Genomic DNA, 21,897 nt, shown 5'->3' on the forward strand with positions numbered 1-21,897 from the left:
GGGCTTCAGCCGCTTGCACTTGCTTTCCTTCTCGGGCAACTCTCAGGGTCCGTGGAGCGCGGGTTCAGCCCTACGGTGGATTCTCGTCATCGTGAACCCGACCCCTGCGCTCCTCGACGACTCCCTGCTCGCGGCCGCCGCCGGCGCGCGCGCGACCGCGGTCGAGATCGTGGTGCCGGTCTACAACGAGGCGGGCGAGCTCGCACCGTCGATCGAGCGGCTGCACGCGTACCTCTCGCGCGACTTTCCGCTGTCGTGGCAGGTGACGATCGCCGACAACGCGAGCACCGACGACACGTGGGCGATCGCGTGCGAGCTCGCATGCCGGCTGCGCGGTGTACGCGCGGTGCACGTCGACCGCAAGGGTCGCGGCCGCGCGCTACGCGAGGTGTGGTCGGCGAGCACGGCGCGCGTCGTCGCGTACATGGACGTCGACCTGTCGACCCGGCTCGACGCGCTCCTGCCGCTCGTCGCGCCGCTGTTGTCCGGCCACAGCGACATCGCGATCGGCACCCGACTCGCACGCGGCTCCCGCGTCGTGCGGGGCCCGAAGCGCGAGGCGATCTCGCGCACCTACAACCTGCTGCTGCGTACGACGATGCGCAGCGGTTTCTCCGACGCGCAGTGCGGGTTCAAGGCCGTCCGCGCCGACGTCGCGCGCGAGCTGCTCCCGATGGTCGAGGACCAGGAGTGGTTCTTCGACACGGAGCTCCTCCTCCTCGCCGAGCACAACGGGCTGCGCATCCACGAGATACCTGTCGACTGGGTCGACGACGCCGACTCGCGTGTCGACGTCGTCGGGACCGCGACCGCCGACCTGCGCGGCATTTGGCGCGTCGCGCGCTCGTTTGCCGGTGGTCACGGATCACTCGCGCGAACGAGTGCCTCGGACCAGACCGAGTCGTTCGACGATGCGCTCGGCAGCCAGCTCGTGCGCTTCGCGTCGATCGGCGCAGTCAGCACCGTCGTGTTCGGCGCGCTGCTCGTGCTCTTGTGGAGCCCCCTCGGCGCGTACGGCGCCGACGTGGTCGCGCTCGTGTTGTGCTCGCTCGCGAACACCGCGGCCAACCGGCGACTCACGTTTGCGTTGCGCGGACGCGCGAGTCGCGTTCGTCACTACGTCGCGGGCCTCTCGCTCGCCGCGCTCCCGCTCGTGCTCAACCTCGTCACGCTCGCGGCGTTGCGTGTCGCCGGTGTCGCGACGCTGACCCACGCGCTCGTGTGGCTCACGGTCGCGAACGCGCTCGCCACGATCGTTCGCTTCGTGCTGCTTCGCCGCTGGGTATTCCGCTCTTGATGACGGCGCGCGATCTCCGAGTCACGGGACCGCGGGTGCCGTCGCCGTCGCCGTCGCCGCTGCAGGTTCGGCTGCGCCGGCTGCTGCGCTACGGCGCGGTATCGGTCGTCTCGACGACCGTGAGCCTCTCGGTGCTCGGACTCCTCGTGTCGACACGCGCGCTCGCGCCGGGATGGGCGAACGTCGTTGCGACCGCGTGCGGCACGGTGCCGTCGTTTGAGCTCAACCGCCGGTGGGTGTGGCGGCGTTCGGGCCGGCGCTCGATCGTCGCCGAGGTCGGTCCGTTCTGCGCGCTCACGTTCGCCGGCCTCGCGCTGTCGACGGTTGCGGTCGCGTGCGCAGGTGCGTTCGCGACGAGCTCGGGCCTCTCGGACGCGATGCGCACGCTGGTCATCGAGCTCGCGAACCTGGCCGCGTGGGGCTCGATCTGGCTCGCGCAATTCGTCGTGCTCGACCGCATCCTGTTCGCAGATCGCACACCACGGACTCCCGGTGCCGGCTCGGCCCGCTCCCAGGATCGTCCGGCAGAGTCGCAGCCATGACGACGACGTTGCCGCCCGAAGACGTGATGACGCTCGACCTCGCGACGCGCAAGGCCGACGTCGAGGCCGCGCCGCCCGAGCCGCCGCCGTCGCAACCGAACCCGATCGCACGCTTCTGGCGCGGTCGTCCCGACGATCCGCGTTGGGTGCGCCCCGCGCTGCTCGCGCTGCTCGTCGGTACCGGTCTCCTCTATCTCTGGGACCTCGGCGCGTCGGGTTGGGCGAACGCCTTCTACTCGGCCGCCGTGCAGGCGGGCACGAAGAGCTGGAAGGCCGCGTTCTTCGGCTCGTCCGACGCGTCGAACTTCATCACCGTCGACAAACCGCCCGCGGCGCTGTGGGTGATGGAGATCTCGGCGCGCCTCTTCGGTGTGAACGCGTGGAGCGTGCTCGTGCCCCAGGCGCTCGAGGGCGTCGCCGCGGTCGGGTTGCTCTACGCGACCGTCCGGCGCTGGTTCTCACCCGCGGCCGGGCTGATCGCGGGCGCGGTCATGGCGACGACACCCGTCGCGGTGTTGATGTTCCGCTTCAACAATCCCGACGCACTCCTCGTGCTGCTGCTCGTCGGCGCGGCGTACGCGATGGTGCGCGCGCACGAAGACGGCCGCACGCGCTGGATCCTGCTCGCGTGCGCGCTCGTCGGCACCGGCTTCATCACGAAGATGATGCAGGCGTTCATCGTGATGCCGGTCTTCGCGCTGGTCTATCTGTGCTTCGGCCCGCTGGACCTGTGGCGACGCGTGCGCCAGCTCGCGTGGGGCGCGCTCGCGCTGCTCGTGGCGTCGGGCTGGTGGGTCGCGATCGTCGCCCTGTGGCCCGCGTCGAGCCGGCCGTACATCGGCGGCTCGCAGGACAACAGCATCCTCAACCTGATCTTCGGTTACAACGGCTTCGGCCGCATCACGGGGAACGAGACCGGCAGCGTCGGCGGCGGCCCCGCGAGCGGTACCAATCGTTGGGGTCCGACGGGCTGGAACCGACTCTGGCAGTCCGATTGGGGCGGGCAGGTCGCGTGGCTCGTGCCCGCGGCCCTGATCCTGCTCGCCGCGGGACTCGTCGTCACCGCCCGTCGTTCGCGCACCGATCGCACGCGCGTCGCGTTCCTCATCTGGGGCGGTTGGCTCGTGCTCACCGCCGCGGTGTTCAGCTTCGCGAGCGGCATCATCCATCCCTACTACTCGGTCGCGCTCGCGCCCGCGGTCGGCGCGCTCGTCGGCATGGGCGCGGTCACGCTGTGGCGCACGCGCGAGTCGTGGTTCTCGCGCGGCACGCTCGCGGTCGCGCTCGCGACGACGAGCATCGTCTCGTACCAGCTGCTCGAACGCAGCGCGACCTGGCATCCGGCGCTGCGCGGCGTGGTGTTGTGGGTCGGCCTGCCCGTCGCCGCCGGCATCTTCTTCGCGCCGGCGTTCGCGAAGCAGCTCGGCGTCGTGCTCGCGATCGCGGGTCTCGCGATCGCGTTGGCCGGTCCCGTCGCGTACGCGCTCGATACCGCGGCGACGCCGCACTCGGGCGCGATTCCGGCCGCGGGACCGACGGTGCGCGGCGGACAGTTCGGCGGCGGTCGCTTCGGCGGCCGGCCCGGCTTCGGGGGCGCGCCCTTCGGAACCAACCGTGGCACCCTCCCCGGCCTCGGTGGGAACGGCGGCGCGCTCCCGGGATTCGGAAACGGCAACGGCGTCCCGTTCGGAAACGGGAATGGGAATGGCAACCCGTTCGGCCGGGCCTTCGGCAACAACGGCGGCGGCGGCGGGTTCCTCAACGCGACGACGCCGTCGAGCGCGCTCGTGCAGGCGCTGCAGACGAACGCGTCGCGCTACCGCTGGGCCGCGGCGACCGTGAACTCCAACTCCGCGGCCGGCTACCAGCTCGCGAGCGGTGAGGCGGTGATGGCGATCGGCGGCTTCAACGGCACCGACCCCGCACCGTCGCTCGCGCAGTTCGAGCAGTACGTGCGCGAGGGCAAGATCCACTACTACATCGCGGGCGGCATCGAAGGCACCTTCAACGACACCGCGTCGCAGATCACGCAGTGGGTCGAGCAGCACTTCACGCAGACGACCATCGGTGGCACGAGCGTCTACGACCTCACGAGCGGCACCGCGACCTGAGCGCGTGAACGCTTACGCGATGACTTTGTAGCGGCCGATCATGCCGCCCATCATGTGCATCGCGACGTGGCAGTGGTACAGCCAGTCGCCGGGGTTGTCCTCGATGTAGTCGAACGTGACGGTCGACGCGGGGCCGAGGAGCAGCGAGTCGTCGTACCGGCCCTCGTACTCCCAGCGGTGACCGTGCACGTGGAACACGTGGAAGTTGTCGCCGAGCGTCGCGACGCGCCAGCGCACGCGCTCGCCGACGCGCGCGGTGAACGTCGGTGTGTTGTCGATGAAGGCGCGACCGTTGACGCAGTTGAACTGCTGCGAGAGCGCGGGCACGTAGATGTCGTGCAGGAACACGACGTTCTCGCGGTCGGCCGCGGGCGCCTTTGGATCTTCGACGACGATGACGCCGAACATGCCGAGCGTCGCCGACGCTTCGGGCATCGGCGGCGTGCCGTGGAAGATCGACTCCGGCTTCGAGTGGTCGTGGTACGGCCACGTGCCGACCGACGACCGCAGCACCTTCCACGTGTACGTGTACCTGTCGCCGAACGCGACCGCGGTTCCCGGTTTCTTCGGATCGGTCGCGAGCCACGCGCCGTCGGAGGCCGGGTCGTAGAAGACGCCGTGCGGGTGCAGGCTGTGCGCGTACTTGAAGTGCGAGTCGTTGTTGCGGAAGTGCACCTTCACGGTGTCGCCGACGTTGAGCCGCAGCGTCGGTCCGGGGATGCCGTCGTTCGCGCCGATGTCGTCGCTCGCAGGGAGGGGCGCGCCGAAGTTCGGCGAGTACGCGCGGAAGCCGAGCGCCCAGTACGACGTCTGGTCCTTCGTGTACGTCGTGCCCATCATCCCGTCGACGCCGTTCGGCACGAGGTTGCGGCGGAACGAGTCGGCCTGGATCCAGACTTCGCGCGTCTTGCCCGGTGCCGCGGTGAACGGCGCGGGCGCGTCGGCCGCGCTCGCGCGCGAGTCGGTCAGACCCTCGACGAGCGCGCTGCCGCCGACCGTGCCGAGCAGCCCGCTGACGGCCGCGCCGCGTAGGAACTTCCGCCGATCGATCTCACCCATCGCCGTCGCCCTCGGCTTGCGTGCCGTACGTGCGTCAGCCGCTGACGACGACCTTGCCGGTCATGTCGGGATGGATCTGGCAGTGGTACGCGTAGGTGCCCGGGGTCACGAACTTGTGGCTCCAGGTCTGGCCGGTCCCCAGCGCGCGCTTGATGCCGAAGTCGGCGAACTGGATGTTGTGGCCCGTGGAGTCGAGATTCGTCCACGTGACCTTCGTCTTGGTCGTGATCTTCAGCGTGTGCGGCTTGAAGAGGAAGCTCTGGATCTTCACGCTCGCCGTCTTCACTGCCGGTGCCTTCGGCGCGGCCGCGGCCGTGCCCACTCCCGCGCCGGCGAGCACCAGCGCGGCGGACGCGAGCGCGCCCGTGCCGAACGCCAACCGTCGAAGTCCGCGTCGATCCGCCATGCCCTTGAGCCCTCCCGTGTCGTCCACCCCATCCCCGCCGAACGGCGCCATCGTAGGGTCGCGCCCGCGCGCGCACAAGGTGGTCATTTCGTCGCGTTCCGCTGTATTCGGTGCGATCCGGAGCCTCGAAACGGGGCGATTCAGCGGATGCGCAGCGGCACCGCGCGCGGGCCGCGCACCTGACCCGCGGACCACGTGACCGCGGCCGGATCCGTGAGCTCGAAGTCGGGATAGCGCGCGAGCCACTCCTCGAGCGCGACCCGCAGCTCCATGCGCGCGAGGTTCGATCCGATGCAACGGTGGATGCCGAGCCCGAACGCGGCGTGACGGTTCTCGGCGCGGTCGAGCACGACCTGATCGGCGTCGACGAAGGCTTCGGGATCGCGGTTCGCCGCGGGGAACGGCAGCAGCACCCAATCGCCGGCGCGGAAGCGGCGGCCCTCGAAGTCGAAGTCCTCGGCGACGAGGCGCGCCATCGTCACCGGCGCGTACGCCCGCAGCAGCTCTTCCACCGCGGTCGTCATGAGCGCGGGCTCGGCCGCGAGCCGGCGCCGATCTTCCGGGTGTTGTGCGAGGTGCCAGAGCGCCGCGCCGATCGCGGACCACGTCGTGTCGATGCCCGCGATCATCAGCAGCACCATCGTGCCGCGCACGTGGTCGGGGTGCAGGCGCTCGCCGTCGAGCTCCGCCTCGAGCAGGAACGTGGTGAGGTCGTCGCGCGGCTCTCGGAGATGCTCCTCGATGCGCGCGTCGATGTACTCGTCGATCTCGCTGTCGTCGAGGTTCGCCTCGCGCGCCTCGGCGCTCAGGTCGACGTCCTCGATCACGGCGTGGATGAAGCGGCGGAAGCGGTCGGCGTCCTCCTGCGGGAAGCCGAGCATCTTGACGATCACGCGCGGCGGGATCTGCTGCGCGTAGTCGAGCGCGGCGTCGAGCTCGTTCCGTCCGCTCGTCGCGTCGAGCAGCTCGCGGCAGAGCGCACGCGTGAACGGCTCGTAGGCGGCGATCGCCTTCGGCCCGAACGCGGGCAGGAGCATGCGCCGCGCCATCGAATGGAACGGCGGGTCGGACGTGATCGGCGGCGCGATGCCGATCGGCGCGGGCAGGTCGTGCTCGTCGGGGCGGAGCTCGCTCACGATGACGGAGCGCGACGTGAAGTGTTCAGTGTCGTACGCGATCGCGGCGATGTCGTCGCGGCGGACCGGTAGCCACGCGCCGCCGTAGCGATCGGTGTGCGCGACGGGACACTTCCCGCGGAGCTCGTCCCAGATCGGATACGGGTCGGTGCGCCAGCGCGGATCGGTGTGGTCGAAGTCGGTCGTCCAGTCGGTGACCGCGGGCCGCTCGCTCATGACGACTCCTCGACCGAGATCGCGTACTCGGGGCAGTTCGCGACCGCGAGCCGCGCCTGCGCTTCGAGCGCGGGCGGCACCGTGCCGTCGCCGAGCTCGTGGGCGAAGCCGAGGTCGTCGACGTCGAACAGCTCCGGCGCGATCGCGTAGCAGCGGTTGTGGCCCTGGCACTTGTCCGAATCCACGTGCACTCGCATCCGCCCACCTTATTTTGTTGACCGACGGTCGGTCAATGAAAAGGGTAGGGTTCCGGCGCGTGGGACGCAGGGAGCAGGCGCAGCAGTCGCGGGCCGCGCTCGTCGACGCGGCCCGGAGCTGTTTCACCGAGTCCGGCTACGAGGGCACGACCGTCGCCGCGATCCTCGATCGCGCGGGCATGGCCCGCGGCGCGCTCTACCACTACTTCCCCGACGGCAAGCGCGAGATCTTCACCGCGGTGTTCGAGCAGGCCGACGACGCGTTTCACGAACGCCGGGACGCGCTGCTCGAGATCGCGTCGCCGCTCGCGCGCATCCGCAACGGGATGCGCGTGTTCCTCGAGCTCTGCACGCGCGACGACTTCGCGAGGATCGTGCTCATCGACGCGCCGAAGATCGTGCCCGGCCAGGGCGACCTCGGCAGCACCTACGAGTTGCTGCGCGAGCAGCTCGCGATGGCGATCGCGGCCGGTGAGATCGAGCCGTGCGACCCCGAGGTGACCGCGATCGCGCTCCACGGCGCGGCCCGGCGTGCGGGCGAGTACGTCGTCGCGTCGAAGCAGCGTCGCCGCGCGTCAGCGCGCGCGATCCGATCGATGGAGCTGATGATCGACGGCCTCGCGGCGGTCGAAACGCGAGCGAGGACTCCCCGCAGGAGCGGGCGGGTCGCCGTGCGGCCCGCCCGACGTGTCGACTGAGCTGTCAGGAGCGGCGAGCGTGAGCGAGCGCGACCGTCAAGCGTCGCGATGGTGCGGCGAGTTCCCGCGGCGGGACGGGTGCCAGTGCGAGGTCGCGACCCGCTGATCCTCCGGGATCAGGTAGTCCCCGACGAAGGCGGTGAGGTCGCGCTCGGGCTCTTGCTCGGACGCGCTCGCGTCGCGGCGGCGCCGCCCGAACCGTCTGCGTCCATCCCGCGCCGCGCGTGCCATCGTCGAAGCCTCCCCTCCCCGGAAGGATCGGCGCGCGCTCCCGGCGGCTTGAGCCAACTCGACGCGCTCGCGAGAGCAGGCAGGCGGCCTCGCGGCGGCACCTGCCTGCTCTTCGGGGGAAATCGTGTGGGTCGCCCGGGTCAGCCCGTGCCGGCGATCCTCCGGGTGGCGTGGAAGCCGGCGGGCCCGCCGCCGAGCGGAGGCGGATGCGCCCTCGGTGCGACCGAGGCGTAGGAGCCCGACGCGGCGGTGGCGTTCGTGGAGTCGGTCGCGGCGAGGAAGACTGTTCGGGCTGGAGTCATCGTGGGTCCTTTCGGGTCGGGCCCGATCCGCTCGGGTCACACACCACGATGGGGCACGCGCCCGCCGACGAGCCCCGAGCCGCCTCCGAGTTCGCCGGGAGTGGCGTCGCTAGCGTTCGTGACATGCGCAGCTTCGTCGTCGCGCTGGGCGCCGCGATCGCGCTCACGGTCTCGCCGGCCGTCGCGCACGCGGCAAGCGCGCGACCACAGGGCTCGAGCACCGCGTCGGCGTACGACTTCCTCGATCTGATGATGGACAAATACGCGAGCGGGCACGTGCTCCGTCTCGTGCAGAGCTTCCAGCCGCAACCGGCGCTCGACTACACCGCGTCGGTCACGTACGACGACGCACTCGTGATCGACGCGTACCTCGCGCGCGGCCGACCGGGCGACGTGCGCCGCGCGACGGTCATCGGCGACGCGCTGCTGTTCGTTCAGACCAACGACGTCGAGCAGGACGGCCGGCTGCGCGCCGCGTACGCGCCCACTCCGCTGCGGAGCCCGGCGCGGATCAAGGTCGTGAACGCGACGACCACCGTCGGCAGTCTCGCGTGGGCCGGGATGGCGCTCACCCGGTTGCGCGCCCGCACCGGGAACGACGCGTATCTCGACGGCGCGCTCGCGATCGGCAATTGGATCCAGGACCACGCGGCCGACACACGCGGTGCCGGCGGGTACACGGGCGGGGCGCGGGCGGACGGCACGAGTATCCAGTGGAAGTCGACGGAGCACAACATCGACGCGTACGCGTTGTTCGAGATGCTCGCGAGCGCGACCGGTGACCCCATCTGGTCGACCCGAGCGAACGCGGCGCTCACGTTCGTGCAGTCGATGTGGGAACCGACGCACGGACGGTTCTTCACCGGCACCGAGGACGACGGTGTGACCGTCAACGACACCCTGCGGCCGGAAGACGTCAACAGCTGGTCGTACCTCGCGCTCCAAGCGCCCGAATACGAGCACGCGCTCGATTGGGATCGCGTGCACCTGGCGGCGAAGGCCGACGGCTTCGACGGTGTCTCGTTCTGTCAGGGTGATCGCAGTGGCGTGTGGTTCGAGGGGACGGCGCACCTCGCGCTCGCATTCGCGCTCCGGGGATCGACGGCCGATGCCGCGCACGCACAGCGCTATCTCGCGACCATCCGGCGCGCGCAGGTGTCGGGGCTCAACGCCGACGGTCGCGGGATCATCGCCGCGTCGAAGGACGGTCTCGGCGACTGCGGGGGCGACGGCTACGACGCGTCGCTGCACACCGGCGCGACCGCGTGGTACCTGCTCGCGGCGCGCGGCGTGAACCCCTTCATTGCGGCACTCTGATCTGCAAGTCTGTCGGGCAGGAGGTGCGTATGGCTCACTTCACGCGAGGGTTCGCCAAGCGCGAGTCGCGCGTTCGCGCCGATTGGCTCCCGCCCGGTCAGTACGACGTCGGCGATGCGTGGCCCGTGCTCACCGCCGAACCGACGCCCCACCTCTCGACCGCCACGTGGACGTTCGCAATCGACGGTCTGGTCGATCACCCGCGCACGTGGACGTGGGACGAGATGCAGGCGCTCCCGAAGTCGACGTATCGCGGTGACATCCACTGCGTCACGACGTGGTCGAAGCACGACACCGAGTTCGAGGGCGTGTCGGTCGACGCGTTGCTCGACGCGGTGGGCGTCGGCGCGACGGCCACGCACGTGCTCGCGTCGAGTCACACCAGCTACACGACGAACCTGCCGCTCGACGACGTGCGGAACGGTCGGGCGTGGGTCGCGTTCTCGTTCGGCGGCGCGCCGATCGCGCCCGAGCACGGTGGTCCCGCGCGTCTGCTCGTGCCGCACCTCTACTTCTGGAAGAGCGCGAAGTGGGTCGCCGGCCTGCGCCTGCTCGACCACGACGAGGCCGGTTTCTGGGAGCAGAACGGCTATCACAACCACGGCGATCCCTGGCGCGAGGAGCGCTACTGGGGTGACTGACACGACCGCACCGCGCCGCGCGACCGCGTGGCAGACGGCGCGCGTCGTCGCGATCCGCACCGAGACTCCGAGCGCGAAGACCTTCACGCTCGCGCTCGAACGTCCGGCGGAACGCAGCGCCGGCCAGCACTTCCTCCTGCGGTTGACCGCGCCCGACGGCTACACCGCGACCCGCTCGTACTCGGTCGCGAACGATCCGCAGCACACCGACCAGATCGACCTCACGGTCGAACGGCTCGTCGACGGCGAGGTGTCGACGTTCCTGCACGACGAAGTCGTCGTCGGCGACGAGATCGAGGTGCGGGGACCGATCGGCGAGTGGTTCGTGTGGGACGGCGACGGTCGCGCGCTGCTGCTCGGCGGGGGATCGGGCGTCGTGCCGCTGGCCGCCATGGTGCGGCAGGCGCGTCGCACCCAGGTCGGCGGCGAGTCGCGCGTGCACCTCGTGCTCTCGGTGCGCTCCGCCGCGGAGCTGTACTACGCCGACGAGCTCCCTGGTCGCGACGTGACGATCGTCTACACGCGCGCCGCGCCGCCGGACTTCGCACGACCGCCGGGTCGCCTCGCCACCGGGGATCTGCCGCGCGACTTCCTCGCCGACATCACGACGTACGTGTGCGGCTCGCCCGGTTTCTGCGACGCCGCCACCGATCTCGCGATCGCGTGCGGCATCCCCGTCGAGCGCATTCGCGTCGAGCGCTTCGGCCCGACCGGCTGAGCGGGTCGCGTCACTCGAAGTAGTGGCCCTGCTCGAGGTCTTCGACGAGTCCCGGACGCGTCGGCTGCCAGCCCAACTGCGCGTAGGTCTGCTCGCTCGAAGCCGCGGTGTCGATTGCAACGAACGTGCCGAGCCACCCGAAGTGCTCGGCGGCGTCCTCGGGCGCGATCGACGCAGTGGGAACGCCGACGTGACGCCCGATGATCTCCGCGATCTCGCGCAGCGGGACGCCTTCGTCGGCGGTCGCGGCGAATACCGAGCCCGCGGCCGCGCGCTCGACGGTGAGGCGGAACAGGTGCGCGGCGTCGAAGCGGTCGACGGCCGACCAACGGTTCGAGCCGTCACCGACGAAGCCGGACACTCCCTTCTCGCGCGCGATGCCGACAAGCGTCGCGATGAAGCCGTGGTCGCCGGCACCGTGCACCGTCGGCGGCAGGCCGACGACGACCGAACGGACGCCGTGCTCCGCGAGCTGCACCGTTCGGCGACCCGCGGCGCTGCGGGGAAAACGGGCCTCGAGCTCGGGGTGCTTCCCCGCGGCGAGCGCGACGAAGCCGACGCCCGACGCGATCACGAACGGTCGGTCGGAGCCTTCGAGCGCGGTGCCCATGGCTTCGATCGCCTCGAGGTCGATGCGCAGTGACGCGTCGTAGCGGCTGAAGTCGTGCACGAACGCGAGATGCACGACGCCGTCGGACGCGGCGGCTGCGGCGCGGAGGCCGTCGAGGTCGTCGAGATCGCCGCGGTGCACGCCGGCGCCGAGCGTCGTGATCGCGGCGGCCGACGCGTCGGAACGTGCGAGCCCGACGACCTCGTGACCGGCCTCGAGCAGCTCGGGAACGACCGCCGAGCCGATGAAGCCGGACGCGCCGGTGACGAAGACGCGCATGGAGCACCTCCAGAAGCGATGTCAGATACTGACATCACGGTAGCACTGATGTCAGGATCTGTCATCACCTAGGATTCGTCGGTGACCCGCTGGCAGCCCGACGCGCAGGGCCGGCTCGAGCAGGCCGCCCTCGACCTCTACGTCGAACAGGGCTACGAGAACACGACGGTCGCCGAGATCGCCGCACGCGCCGGGCTCACCGAGCGGACGTTCTTCCGGTACTTCAGCGACAAGCGCGAAGTGCTGTTCTCGGGAACGACCGCATTCCAGGACCTGATCGTCGACGCGATCGTCGACGCGCCGGTCGCGGCGTCGCCGATCGACGCGGTGACCCGCGCGTTCGACGCGCTCGCGACGTTCTTCCAGACGCGCCGCGACGTCGTGCAGCGACGGCAGGCGATCATCGCCGCGAACGCCGAGCTGCGCGAGCGCGAGCTGATCAAGCTGTCGTCGACTGCCGCGGCCATGGCGGGGGCGCTGCGCAGCCGGGGCGTCAGGGAGCCCGCCGCGAGCCTCACCGCCGAAGCGGGGATGGCGGCCTTTCGCGTCGCGTTCGAACGCTGGGCGAAGGATCCGAAGCGCCGCAGCCTCTCGCGCCTCGTGCACGAGTCCCTCGACACGTTGCGGACCGTCACTGCCGGCTAGCTTGCTAGCATCGGTGCGATGTCGAACGGTGTGAATCCCGCAACACCCGACAGCACGGCGGTGCGGACGGCGCTGTGGCGCGCGCTGCACGTGCTGGTCGACGCACCGCCGCACGTCATGATCGACGAGGTCGGTCTGCAGATCGCCGCGCCCGGTGACGACTGGATGGCGCGCCCCGACATGGGCGACTGGACCGGCCCCTTCCGTGCCGGGATGGTCGCGCGCGGCCGGTTCGTCGAGGATCTCGTCGACGACTGCTCGCAGCGCGGAGTCACGCAGTACGTGCTGCTCGGCGCCGGCGTCGACACCTACGCGCAACGGCGCCCGTCCGGCGCGTCACCGCTGCACGTCTACGAGATCGATCGACCCGGGGCGCAGCAGTGGAAGCGCGAGCGCCTGGCCGCACTCGAGTACGCGGTTCCGGAGTGGCTGCACTTCGTGCCGGTCGACTTCGAGTCGGGCGCGTCGTGGTGGGACGAAATCGTCGCGGCGGGCTTCGACGCACACCTGCCCGCGGTCGTCGCGTCGACGGGTGTATCGATGTACCTCACGAAGGCGGCCACGATGGCAACGTTGCGTCAGGTCGCGCAGCTGCCGGCGGGCTCGACGCTCGCGATGACGTTCTTGCTGCCGACCGGCCTCGTCGACGCGCAGGACCGCGTCGCGTACGAGGCCGCGCAGCAGGGCGCGCAACGTTCGGGCACGCCGTTCGTGAGCTTCTACGAGCCCGACGAGGTGCTTGCGCTGGCGCGCGACGCCGGCTTCGAGCACGCGGAGCACGTGTCGTCGAGCGTGCTCGCCACGCGTTACTTCTCCGAGCGCGTCGACGGTCTCCGGCCGTCGACGGGTGAAGACTTTCTGATCGCCACGACCTGACACGCGCGGCGTCGCGTCACGGGACGAAGCGTTCGACGACGCCGGTCGCACCGCTCACGCCCCCGCTCGTGTTGCCGAGGACGTACAGCTCGCCGCGAGCGTCGCGTCCGAAGCCGAGCAGGAACAGCGGCAGGTCGCCGTTCTTCGTCCTCGGTACACGAAGCCGCCCACGTCGACCTCGCCGTTGACCGTGCCGTTCGGACCCGTGTGGTCGTACTCCGCGATCGGGTCGAGGGTGGCGACGCGCGCGCGCGATGCAGAGAGAAGAAGTACTCCTGTGCCGGAGGGAGGGACGGTCGCGCTAATGGAGCTCGACGTTCATCAGGTCGAGGCCCTGACGGACCTTGCGGGCGAGTTCGAGCGCGTCGCCGGTCGCGATGTGGTGGGAAAAGTAGAGCTGCGGCTGCTCGGCCGTCTCCTGGTTGTAGAGACAGTGGATCTCGAAGCCGTTCGCGCGCATGCGACGACAGACGGCGTCGACCTCGGAGGCGATCATCCCGAAGTCCGGCGCGCACGCCGCGTGTTGGGACCCGCCACCGGGAAGCGGCTCGAACGAGATGCCCGTCATGACGTTCAGGAAGGGGTTGATGCAGACGCCGTCGAGCACGAGGCGCTCGCGTCGGGGGACGTCGACCGTCACGGTCCCCTCCGCACCGACCGTCGCGTCGCCGCCGATGATCTCGCCGATGCGCTTCGCGTCGAGTGGCGTCGTGGGATGCGCGGGCGAGTGTTGGGGAAGCGGCGTCGCCGATGTCGCGATCGCCGCGTGAATGCCGCGTGCGATGTCGATCGGGTCCCCGACCGCACGTGTGTGGATGAACCACACCATCGGGTCGAGATCGAAGTAGTGCTGATGCTCGGCTTGGAACACGAGGCCATGCGCGAGCAGCGCGTCGATGAACGGGTTGAGCTCGTGCGAGAGCAACGCGGTGTCGCCGTTCATGATGGCGCGGCCGTGACCGAGCGACTGGAAGAAGAACGTGCCGTTGACCTCGAACGCCGGCTTGAACGGGATGCCGTGCGGTCCGGTGACGTGCAGGTCGTCGCGCTCGTACTCGAACTGCAGCAGGCCGTTGCTCCATGTGCCGTCGGTCCTCAGGATCGCTTCGAGCCGGTCCTTCGGCAGCGCCGACGGGCTCGTCGGCACCGCCGGCGCGGCGTAGGCCGACGGAGTCGCGCCGTCCGCAATCGCGGGCAGCCGCGTGAGTGCGGCGCCCGCCGCGGCCGCGCCCGCGAGCCCGAGGGCCCGTCGCCGGGTGAATGTCTGGTCGGACAGTGGTCCGTTCATTGGAGCACCTCGCAATTCGGGGACGGGAGGCCGCTACCCGCCGAGGAGGGCGACATTCCAATGCGCGAAAAGTTCGCGAGTTGATGCGCGCGCGTGACGCGTGCTCGGCGCACGTTTCACCCCGGAGGTCAGGGGTAATCGCGAAGCAACCTCGCCCAACTCGACTCTCCGGAGGCGCATCATGGTCTCGGCGTTGCCGAACGACTCCGCAGACACCGCAACGAAGTCGACGGCCGAGCTCACGTCACAACTCGCGCATCAGGTCGCGGAGTTGGTGCACGACGAGTTCGCGCTGGTCCAGTCGGAGATGACCGAGAAGGGCAAGCAGGCTGGGCGCGGCGCAGGGATGCTGGGCGGCGCCGCGCTGTTCGGGCTCGCCGCGCTCGTGTGCCTCACCGGCTGCGTCGTCGCGGCGATCGCACTCGCGCTGCCGGTATGGGCCGCCGCGCTCATCGTCGGTGCGGCGTACTTGTTGCTCGCCGGTATCACCGCGCTTGCAGGCCGCAAGGACCTGGAACGCGCGGCGCCACCCGTCCCGAGCGAGTCGATCGACCACGCGAAGGAGGACGTCGGATGGATCAAGACCGAAGTGACATCGAGAGCGCAATAGGTCGCGACCGCGCGCAGATCGCGGAGACGCTCGAGGCGCTCGAGCGCAAGGCCGACGTCAGGGCGCGCGTGAGCGACAAGGTCGGCGAGGTCCGCTCGCGCGTCAAGGAGCACGCACCCTCGGGCGTGCAGGACTCGGCGCAGGCCACGGCGCGCATGATCCGCGAGCGGCCGAGCACCTTCGTCGCGCTCGGCCTCATCGTCATCGGCGTCGTGGTCGGACGCGTGCGGACGCGAGGGCACTCGTGATCCGAGCGCTCACCGCGCCCCTCCGCCTGCTCGCGAGCGATCGTGGGGCGAGGTGCTCGCGGCGGCCGCGCTGCACGGTGTCGTCTTCGGCGTCGTGAAGGCGGCGGTCGATCGCGCCGCGGCACGCGACATCGACCGCGCGACGGCGACATAGCGCCGTCCGAGACTCATTTCGGAGCGAGGTCGGGAGCGCGTCCCGCAGGAGACCGCCGCGCCGGAGATTTCTCCGATCACCGGCAAGGGTCGGCCACGCGAGCAAACTCGTCGAGCGACCGGGCTGCGTGCTCGAGACCTTCATCCTCGAGGACGGCGATGCATCGGACGACGTCGACCGAGAGTGCAGCGCCGACACGAGATCTATGACAGGACCTTCGCAGTGGCGCCCACGACGATGCAGAACGAGTTGCCGGATCATCGGTCGAACAACTCGGACCGTGCGGAGCGCCATGAGACCGCTCGGAGACGGCAAGCGTGATCGTCCTGTCGAGCGCGGCCGCATGGTCCTGCGCGCCGTCGCGCAGGCGCGCGCCGGCATGTGCGCGCGGCGAGCCGTACGAGCTTCAAGGAGCGGTGGTCGCTCCGCTGAGCGAGCGACACGCGCGGTGAACAAGGGATAGACACCTCTTCCTCGATCGCCATGTGCCGCGGACGGTTGTTTCCCGTCCTGCACGCAGGGGGTAGCGCGGATCCTCGATGGAGTTCGTCTTGCTTGCAGTCGTGATCTGTGTGATCGCCGGAGTGCTCTTCGCCGCGCGGCGACGCGGTCGGACACGCGCGTGAGGCGCGCACGCGTGCTCGTGGTCGCGCTCGTCGCGTCGTGTGCGATCGTCGCGGGCTGCTCGAGCTCATCATCGAAGTCGCCCGAGTCGACCTTCTCGTCGACGCCGTCGTCCACCGCGTTCGGCTCTCCGACGACGTCGCTGCCGATGACCGGATCGACCACGACGCCACCGGCCGGTCCCACAACGACCGTGTTCAAGCAGCCGACCGCGACCACGACGGGCATGCAGCCGACCCCGCCGACGTCTTGAACGGCGTCACGATCGTCAGGCCGCATCCTCGGCGGGAATGAGGCAGAACTCGTTGCCCTCGGGGTCGGCCATCACCACGAAGCCGCCGTCGTAATCCGGGAGCTCGGCGCCTCCGAGCTCGACCACGTGCGTGCGCGTCCGCGGCAGATCCGCGACCCGCAGGTCGACGTGCACGCGGTTCTTGCTCGTCTTCGCGCCGGCGACCCGCTGGAAGCCGAACCCGAGTCCGGACGGCGCTCGCGCGAACACGTACTGATCGCGGCGCCTCCGACCTTCGAGTCCGAGCAGCTCCTGCCAGAACGTCGCGACGCGATCCTCGTCGACGCAGTCGAAGATCACCCAGCCGACTTCGGCGGGTGCATCGCTCACGACGCGCTGCGTCGCATCAGGTCGGCGCCCGCGTGCCAGGGCCGGCACGGAAGCTGCGCCAGCGCCGAGCACACGTCGTCGACCGTGAGCTCGAGCAGCCCGGGATCGCAGTGCATGCCGTGCGGGTCGCCGCGGTGTCCGGTCCACAGCGAGACGTGCTGCGGGCGGTCCGCGGGCGGTCCCCAGCACGCGGGCGACGTCGGTCCGAACAGGACGACCGACGGCGTGCCGGTCGCGGTCGCGAGGTGCGCGATACCGCTGTCGCCGCAGACGACGCGACCCGCGCGGCCGATGAGTGCGACGAGCTCGCGCAACGGCAGCGTGCCGGCTAGCACCGCGTCGCGCGAGACACCGCCGTCGATCGCGACACGTCGAGCCGCACGCAGCTCGCTCTTCGTGCCCGTGATGAGGACGCGCCGTCCGAGCGCGCGCTCGGCGCGGCAGACGGCGGCGAAGCGATCCGGCGGCCAGCGCCGCGCGGGCGAGGCCGCACCCGGATGCACGATCGTCACGTCGTCACCGCCGAGGCGACGATCGTCCAGCGGAACCTTGATGCCGAGGCGCGTGGGATCGGCGGCGATGCCGACGTTGTCGAGCAGCCGGCACCAGCGGTGGACCTCGTGCTCGTCGCGTTGCCACGGCGGACCGTTGTCGAACGCGCCGGGACTCGCGAACGCGACGAGCGCGCGCGGGTGCAGCGCGAGCAGTGCGCGATGGCTCTGCGGTCCCGAGCCGTGCAGGTTCACGGCGACATCGAGGTCCTCGATGTCGGGTAGCTGTGAGCGCCCCGCGACGTCGAGGAGCTCGTAGCCGCCGATGAGCTCGACGAGCGGCGCGTAGCTCGCCGACGTCGCGAGGTAACGGCGATGCTTCGGGAACGCATCGCGCAGCGCGTGCAGCGCGGGCACGGCGGTCAAGAGATCGCCGAGTCCCGCGGCGCGAAGCGCGACGAGCGCGGGCGGACGTCCCGAAAACGGATCGGTGGGTCCCGACGACATCGTGCTGGCTCCGGTCGATCGGTGAGGAGCCGCGCTGTCGGACTCGGGCCCTCCGTACCCGTGAGCTGCCGGAACAATCCTCGCGCTGTTCGCGGCTGCGGCGACTCGGCCAGCGCGTGTGTGTATCGGCTGAACGGTCGCGCCGCCGTGACGGCGTTGGTCGCACGCGGCGTTGGGTAGCGAGGGCGACATGATCGTTCGATTGTTCGGAGCGCTCTGCGGAGCGTGGACACTGCACGAGGCGTTTGCGTCGGATCTGCTGGACGACGCGTCGGAGACGCTCGATCGAGTCTTTGGCGCGCTGCTCGACCGCGACCTGTCCGTCCCGCGCTGACGGTCAGCGCTTCTTCGTCGACTTCTTCGCGGCGCGCTTCTTGGCCGTGCTCTTCTTCACGGTCTTCTTGGTCGCCTTCTTCGCGGCGGCGCGTCCGCCCTTGCGGCCCGCGGCCTTGTGCTGCGCCGTCGTGCCGCCCTGGCGGGCGTCGCCGCCCGAGCCCGACTTCTTGCCACCGCGCTTCGAAGCGCCGGGTGAGTTGGCGATCTTCGCGGCGCGCGACTTCGACATGCCCTTGTCCTTCAGGGCTTCGTACTGCTTCTCGTTCTTGACGTTCGCCCTCTTCGTCGGCATCTCATCTCTCCTCGTCACGGACACGTGGCGCGCGCTCTACCCCTTGGCCCGTCGTGTCAACACCGGCGCCCCGGGGCGAACCGGGCGCGCAGTGCGGTCGGTCGCGACGCGGCGCGCCGGATGCGGGAACCGCGGTAGGCGGTGCCGCCGCGACACACACGCTGCAGCACGGCGAGCCACACGGTGATCGCGCGTTCGCCGACCCACAGGGGCGCGGCGAGCACCGCGACGGCCGGGTAGTCGCGCTTCCCACCCGCGCGGCGGCGCCCGATCTCCGCGGCCACGACGCTCGCGAGCAGCACGCGCATCGCGATCCGCCGGCCGCCCACGAGCAGGAGCGGCAGGAGACACAGCTGCACCGCCAGGCGCGCGGGGCGCGCGAGCTCGTCGTAGGCCTGTCGCACGCGCTGGCCGCGGAACTGCCCGGCCGGCGGCGGCAGCCGCCCGACCACGACGTCGAGCGCGACGTGCTCGCGGCCCCCGCCCGCGACGACCGTCCGAACGAGCTCGAGATTCTCGAACATCACGTCGCCGTCGTAGCCGCCGAGGGCGAGGAGGAAGTCGCGTCGCACGCCGAGGGTTCCGGGCCAGTCACCGCCGGTCAGGCGGGCCAGCAGCGTCCGCCCCGTGTCCCACCATGCGTGCCACGGCCATTGCGTGAACACGTTCTGCGGACGCACGACGTCGGCACCGTCGAGGAGCCGTGCGACCCGTTCGAGCGCGGGCCGGTCGTAGCGCACGTCGTCGTCGGCGATGACGACGCGATCGTGCGCGCACTCGGTCAGGCCGGTGAGTACGCCGCCGACCTTGCCGTTGGGTGTCGCGCGCGCAGGATCAACGGGGATGTGGCGTGCGCAACCGCTCCACCACTCGTGATGCGTCGCGAAGGTCTGCGACTCGGATCCGTCGACGATGACGACGTCGACGTGCGCGCCGAGCCATTCGAGATACGGCGTGAGCTCGCGCGCCGGCGCGTCGGCGCGGACGGGCAACACGTACGAAAGCGCGAGCGGCTCGGGCGCGGCCACGCGGCGCGATCTACCCGCGCGGGGGACCCTGAAACGGCCGTTGCCTCGGTTGCGGCGGAGCCGCACTGGGTACCGCCGTCGACCATGCAGGTGACTCGCGGTGCGGGACCGCCCCTTCCGGAGCCCCGGGGGCCGGTGAGCGTGTCGCTGCTGCGCGCGTTGCGCGATCCTTGCGAGGAGCACCTCGCTGCGCTCGATCGCGTGGCGTTCGCCGACGACGCGCTCGACGGCGAGGACCAGCCGCTCGCGCTCTACTGCGCGTACGAGCTTCGGTACCGAGGCTTTGCGGGGGTCTCGGATGAGCTCGAGTGGCATCCCGCGCTGCTCGCGCTGACGGCCCGACTCGAAGGCGCGTTTCTCTCGCGGTTGCGGGCAGGGGTCGACGAGCGTTTCGGACGCGCCCCGACCGAGCCACGCGCGGTCTTCGACGCGCTGCGGCGGTTGGCGAGCTCCGACGGTCCGTCGGTCTCGGCGTTCATGGCCGAGCGCGGCACGCTCGACCAGATGCGCGAGTTCGCCGTGCATCGCGCGCCGTATCAGCTCAAGGAAGCGGACCCACACACGTGGGTGATCCCGCGCCTCTCCGGCACCGCCAAGGCGGCCGTGATCGAGATCCAGGCCGACGAGTACGGCAACGGACGACGGACGTCGATGCACGCGGAGCTCTTCGCGGACACGATGCGTGCGCTCGGACTCGACGCGCGCTACGGCGCGCTGCTCGACCTCGTGCCCGGCGCGACGCTCTCGACCGTCAACCTCGTCTCGTACTTCGGTCTGCACCGGCGTTGGCGGGGCGCGCTCGTCGGCCACCTCGCGCTGTTCGAGATGTGCTCGGTCGTCCCGATGGGCCGGTACGTGGCCGCGTTGGAGCGACTACGCGTGCCCGAAGGCGCGCCCTTCTACACCGCGCACGTCGAGGCCGACGAGTGGCATCAACACGTTGCGCTCGAACGGATGGCCGGCGGTCTGATCCACGACGAGCCCGAGCTCGCCGCCGACGTCGCCTTCGGTGCGCGCGCCGTCGCGTTGCTCGAAGACGACCTCGCCCGCCGCCTGTTGGGCGCGTGGGCCGAGGGTCGCACCTCGCTGCGCGCGCCGCTCGCGGCGTCGCTTCGTCTCGCGAGCTGACCCGGCGAGCGATCCCGCACGATGAGAGACTCCCGACGTGAGCGTCCTCGACACGCTGCGGTCGGTCATCCGGTTCGAGCCGATCGAGACAGACCCCGTCGCGCGGCGCCTGCGGCGAGCCGCGTCGGTCGCGGATCTTCGCCGCATCGCGAAGCGTCGACTTCCAGGTGGTGTCTTCGACTACATCGACGGCGCCGCGGAGGACGAGCGCACGCTGCACGCGAACGAGCGCGCGTTCGCAGAGACGACGTTCCGTCCGCGGGTGCTGCGCGGGGTCACGAACGTCAAGCTCGAGTCGAAGATCCTCGGCGCGCCGCTCGCGTACCCACTCGCGCTCGCACCGACGGGCTTCACGCGCATCGCCGATCCGCAGGGTGAGCTCGCGGTCGCGCGCGCGGCCGCGCGCGCGGGACTGCCGTACACGCTGTCGACATTGAGCACGCGCTCGATCGAAGAGGTGCGCGCGGTCAGCGACGGCCGGCTCTGGTTCCAGGTCTACGTGTGGCGCGATCGCGGCCTCGTGAAGGAGATGATCGAACGGGCCGCGGCCGCGCGCTACGAGGCGCTCGTGCTCACTGTCGACAGCGCGGTGCTCGGCCGGCGCGAGCGCGACGTGCGCCGCGGCTTCTCGCTGCCACCCGCGATCGGACCGCGCACGATCATCGACGGCGCGCTGCACCCGGCCTGGACGTGGGCGTTCGTGCGCAGCGAGCCGATCCGATTCGCGAACGTGGTCGGGCGCGACGTCGGCGACGGCGCGTCGCCGGTGACCCTCTCCGACTACATCAACACGCAGTTCGATCCCGAGCTCTCGTGGCGCGATGTCGAGTGGCTGCGCTCGGTGTGGAGCGGGCCCATCGTGATCAAGGGCATCCAGACCGTCGACGACGCGCGCCTCGCAGCCGACGCGGGTGTGCAGGCGATCGCGCTCTCGAACCACGGCGGTCGTCAGCTCGACGGTGCACCGGCCGCGCTGTCGCTCGTCGCGCCGGTCGCGGACGCGGTCGGTGGGCGGATCGAGATCATCTGCGACGGCGGCGTCCGGCGCGGCAGCGACATCGTGAAGGCGCTGGCCGCGGGGGCCGACGCGTGCATGGCCGGCCGCGCGTACCTCTACGCGCTGGGCGCGGCCGGCGAGCGCGGCGTCGAGCGGATGCTCGAGTGGTTCCGGGCCGACCTCGTCCGCACGATGATGCTCGTCGGCGCCGACGACGTCGCCGGGCTCGACCGATCGGTGCTCGACCTGCGCTGAGTCGAGGCGCGACCGCGCTCCTCCGGCCGCGCCGTT

The 21,897-nt window shown here is 70.7% G+C and carries 24 protein-coding genes and 1 pseudogene; 15 read left to right on the plus strand and 10 right to left on the minus strand.

The window, feature by feature from the left end:
* Positions 1-91: 91 nt before the first annotated feature.
* Genes VH914_05825 through VH914_05835 form a run of 3 tightly spaced genes read left to right on the plus strand, consistent with a single transcriptional unit; the run spans position 92 to position 3,950 of the window.
* Positions 92-1,297, plus strand: coding sequence for a glycosyltransferase (locus VH914_05825; GenBank protein ID HEX4490708.1), 1,206 nt, complete (start codon positions 92-94; stop codon positions 1,295-1,297).
* Positions 1,297-1,839, plus strand: coding sequence for a GtrA family protein (locus tag VH914_05830; GenBank protein HEX4490709.1), 543 nt, complete (start codon positions 1,297-1,299; stop codon positions 1,837-1,839). Before VH914_05825 ends, VH914_05830 begins: the two co-directional genes overlap by 1 nt.
* Positions 1,836-3,950: a glycosyltransferase family 39 protein gene (locus tag VH914_05835; GenBank protein ID HEX4490710.1), complete on the plus strand. Its 2,115-nt coding sequence runs from the start codon at positions 1,836-1,838 to the stop codon at positions 3,948-3,950. Before VH914_05830 ends, VH914_05835 begins: the two co-directional genes overlap by 4 nt.
* A 12-nt stretch (positions 3,951-3,962) precedes the next feature.
* On the opposite strand, the gene VH914_05840 is transcribed toward VH914_05835, so the two are convergent.
* The 4 genes from VH914_05840 to VH914_05855 all read right to left on the minus strand — a co-directional run bounded on the left by VH914_05840 (position 3,963) and on the right by VH914_05855 (position 6,964).
* Positions 3,963-5,009, minus strand: a complete 1,047-nt coding sequence (locus tag VH914_05840; protein HEX4490711.1) for a multicopper oxidase domain-containing protein — start codon at positions 5,007-5,009, stop codon at positions 3,963-3,965.
* Between the two features lie 34 nt (positions 5,010-5,043).
* On the minus strand, positions 5,044-5,442 hold the full coding sequence (locus tag VH914_05845; GenBank protein HEX4490712.1) for a cupredoxin domain-containing protein: 399 nt from the start codon (positions 5,440-5,442) through the stop codon (positions 5,044-5,046).
* A gap of 113 nt (positions 5,443-5,555) precedes the next feature.
* Complete coding sequence (locus VH914_05850) at positions 5,556-6,767, minus strand: cytochrome P450 (GenBank protein HEX4490713.1); 1,212 nt, start codon at positions 6,765-6,767, stop codon at positions 5,556-5,558.
* Positions 6,764-6,964, minus strand: a complete 201-nt coding sequence (locus tag VH914_05855) for a ferredoxin (protein ID HEX4490714.1) — start codon at positions 6,962-6,964, stop codon at positions 6,764-6,766. Before VH914_05855 ends, VH914_05850 begins: the two co-directional genes overlap by 4 nt.
* 59 nt (positions 6,965-7,023) lie before the next feature.
* Here VH914_05855 and VH914_05860 point away from each other — a divergent pair, with 59 nt between their 5' ends.
* The 4 genes from VH914_05860 (at position 7,024) to VH914_05875 (ending at position 10,871) form a co-directional block, all read left to right on the plus strand.
* Complete coding sequence (locus VH914_05860) at positions 7,024-7,662, plus strand: TetR/AcrR family transcriptional regulator (protein ID HEX4490715.1); 639 nt, start codon at positions 7,024-7,026, stop codon at positions 7,660-7,662.
* Between the two features lie 656 nt (positions 7,663-8,318).
* On the plus strand, positions 8,319-9,512 hold the full coding sequence (locus VH914_05865; protein ID HEX4490716.1) for a hypothetical protein: 1,194 nt from the start codon (positions 8,319-8,321) through the stop codon (positions 9,510-9,512).
* Between the two features lie 29 nt (positions 9,513-9,541).
* Positions 9,542-10,153 (plus strand): sulfite oxidase-like oxidoreductase, encoded by a 612-nt coding sequence (locus VH914_05870; protein HEX4490717.1) that lies wholly within the window; start codon positions 9,542-9,544, stop codon positions 10,151-10,153.
* Positions 10,146-10,871 (plus strand): FAD-binding oxidoreductase, encoded by a 726-nt coding sequence (locus tag VH914_05875; GenBank protein HEX4490718.1) that lies wholly within the window; start codon positions 10,146-10,148, stop codon positions 10,869-10,871. Before VH914_05870 ends, VH914_05875 begins: the two co-directional genes overlap by 8 nt.
* 10 nt (positions 10,872-10,881) lie before the next feature.
* Here VH914_05875 and VH914_05880 read toward each other — a convergent pair whose 3' ends face one another.
* Positions 10,882-11,760, minus strand: coding sequence for an SDR family oxidoreductase (locus VH914_05880; protein HEX4490719.1), 879 nt, complete (start codon positions 11,758-11,760; stop codon positions 10,882-10,884).
* Positions 11,761-11,841: 81 nt separating this feature from the next.
* Here VH914_05880 and VH914_05885 point away from each other — a divergent pair, with 81 nt between their 5' ends.
* A complete protein-coding gene (locus VH914_05885; GenBank protein HEX4490720.1) occupies positions 11,842-12,405 on the plus strand; it encodes a TetR family transcriptional regulator in 564 nt (187 codons plus the stop codon).
* An 18-nt stretch (positions 12,406-12,423) separates the two neighbouring features.
* Positions 12,424-13,281, plus strand: coding sequence for a class I SAM-dependent methyltransferase (locus VH914_05890; protein HEX4490721.1), 858 nt, complete (start codon positions 12,424-12,426; stop codon positions 13,279-13,281).
* A gap of 301 nt (positions 13,282-13,582) precedes the next feature.
* Here VH914_05890 and VH914_05895 read toward each other — a convergent pair whose 3' ends face one another.
* Positions 13,583-14,569 (minus strand): DUF1259 domain-containing protein, encoded by a 987-nt coding sequence (locus tag VH914_05895; GenBank protein HEX4490722.1) that lies wholly within the window; start codon positions 14,567-14,569, stop codon positions 13,583-13,585.
* A 181-nt stretch (positions 14,570-14,750) separates the two neighbouring features.
* Between VH914_05895 and VH914_05900 the strand changes: the two genes are divergently transcribed.
* The 4 genes and pseudogenes from VH914_05900 to VH914_05915 all read left to right on the plus strand — a co-directional run bounded on the left by VH914_05900 (position 14,751) and on the right by VH914_05915 (position 16,458).
* Complete coding sequence (locus VH914_05900) at positions 14,751-15,179, plus strand: phage holin family protein (protein HEX4490723.1); 429 nt, start codon at positions 14,751-14,753, stop codon at positions 15,177-15,179.
* Positions 15,143-15,427 (plus strand): DUF3618 domain-containing protein, encoded by a 285-nt coding sequence (locus VH914_05905; GenBank protein HEX4490724.1) that lies wholly within the window; start codon positions 15,143-15,145, stop codon positions 15,425-15,427. The genes VH914_05900 and VH914_05905 overlap by 37 nt, the downstream gene beginning before the upstream one ends.
* A gap of 13 nt (positions 15,428-15,440) precedes the next feature.
* A pseudogene (locus VH914_05910) lies at positions 15,441-15,581 on the plus strand (DUF4235 domain-containing protein).
* 622 nt (positions 15,582-16,203) lie between these two features.
* Entirely contained in the window at positions 16,204-16,458 is a 255-nt protein-coding gene (locus VH914_05915) for a hypothetical protein (GenBank protein HEX4490725.1), read from the plus strand.
* Positions 16,459-16,473: 15 nt separating this feature from the next.
* Here the strand turns inward: VH914_05915 and VH914_05920 are convergent, their stop codons facing one another.
* The 4 genes from VH914_05920 to VH914_05935 all read right to left on the minus strand — a co-directional run bounded on the left by VH914_05920 (position 16,474) and on the right by VH914_05935 (position 19,481).
* Positions 16,474-16,827 carry a VOC family protein gene (locus tag VH914_05920; protein HEX4490726.1) on the minus strand — a complete coding sequence of 118 codons (354 nt, stop codon included), beginning with the start codon at positions 16,825-16,827 and terminating at the stop codon, positions 16,474-16,476.
* Complete coding sequence (locus VH914_05925; GenBank protein ID HEX4490727.1) at positions 16,824-17,825, minus strand: glycosyltransferase family 9 protein; 1,002 nt, start codon at positions 17,823-17,825, stop codon at positions 16,824-16,826. Before VH914_05925 ends, VH914_05920 begins: the two co-directional genes overlap by 4 nt.
* Positions 17,826-18,162: 337 nt before the next feature.
* Positions 18,163-18,453 (minus strand): hypothetical protein, encoded by a 291-nt coding sequence (locus VH914_05930; protein HEX4490728.1) that lies wholly within the window; start codon positions 18,451-18,453, stop codon positions 18,163-18,165.
* A gap of 56 nt (positions 18,454-18,509) precedes the next feature.
* Complete coding sequence (locus VH914_05935) at positions 18,510-19,481, minus strand: glycosyltransferase family 2 protein (GenBank protein HEX4490729.1); 972 nt, start codon at positions 19,479-19,481, stop codon at positions 18,510-18,512.
* A gap of 135 nt (positions 19,482-19,616) precedes the next feature.
* On the opposite strand from VH914_05935, the gene VH914_05940 reads away from it, so the two are divergent.
* Together VH914_05940 and VH914_05945 are read left to right on the plus strand one after the other, a co-directional pair.
* Complete coding sequence (locus VH914_05940; GenBank protein ID HEX4490730.1) at positions 19,617-20,609, plus strand: iron-containing redox enzyme family protein; 993 nt, start codon at positions 19,617-19,619, stop codon at positions 20,607-20,609.
* A 37-nt stretch (positions 20,610-20,646) separates the two neighbouring features.
* On the plus strand, positions 20,647-21,861 hold the full coding sequence (locus VH914_05945) for an alpha-hydroxy acid oxidase (GenBank protein HEX4490731.1): 1,215 nt from the start codon (positions 20,647-20,649) through the stop codon (positions 21,859-21,861).
* The last annotated feature ends 36 nt before the right edge of the window (positions 21,862-21,897 follow it).

This window comes from Acidimicrobiia bacterium (genome assembly GCA_036271555.1).
GTDB lineage: Bacteria > Actinomycetota > Acidimicrobiia > IMCC26256 > PALSA-610 > DATBAK01.